This is a genomic window from Loigolactobacillus binensis (assembly GCF_005405165.1).
Taxonomy (GTDB): Bacteria; Bacillota; Bacilli; order Lactobacillales; family Lactobacillaceae; genus Loigolactobacillus; species Loigolactobacillus binensis.
In genome coordinates, this window is the sequence record NZ_BJDN01000087.1 from 1 (window position 1) to 420 (window position 420).

At 41.2% G+C, this 420-nt stretch carries 3 tRNA genes; all 3 read left to right on the forward strand.

Annotation, left to right across the window (positions count from 1 at the left end):
- Positions 1-24 precede the first annotated feature (24 nt).
- The 3 genes from FFM78_RS13710 (at position 25) to FFM78_RS13720 (ending at position 286) form a co-directional block, all read left to right on the forward strand.
- A tRNA-Pro gene (locus tag FFM78_RS13710) sits at positions 25-98 on the forward strand.
- 16 nt (positions 99-114) lie between these two features.
- Positions 115-186, forward strand: a tRNA-Gly gene (locus FFM78_RS13715).
- A 26-nt stretch (positions 187-212) separates the two neighbouring features.
- A tRNA-Pro gene (locus FFM78_RS13720) sits at positions 213-286 on the forward strand.
- Positions 287-420: the final 134 nt, after the last annotated feature.

Consider the following 420-nt stretch of genomic DNA (forward strand, 5'->3'; position numbering starts at 1 on the left):
GCGATGTTCAATTTAAAAAAGTTTCGGGAAATAGCTCAGCTTGGTAGAGCACCTGGTTTGGGACCAGGGGGTCGCAGGTTCGAATCCTGTTTTCCCGATTCAAATATTTTTCTTGCGGAAGTAGTTCAGTGGTAGAACATCACCTTGCCATGGTGGGGGTCGCGGGTTCGAATCCCGTCTTCCGCTTGTTTTTGTATTTAAAAATGATTTTTCGGGAAGTAGCTCAGCTTGGTAGAGCACTACGTTCGGGACGTAGGGGTCGCAGGTTCGAATCCTGTTTTCCCGATTTTATGGTAAAAGCAGCCTGTTGTTAGGCTGTTTTTTTATGAAAAGAATTAAAAAATGAGTATACAAAATAAAAAGGTAGTCAAAACACAAAAAATTTTGTACACTCAGGTTGTTATCGGATTCAATTATTAG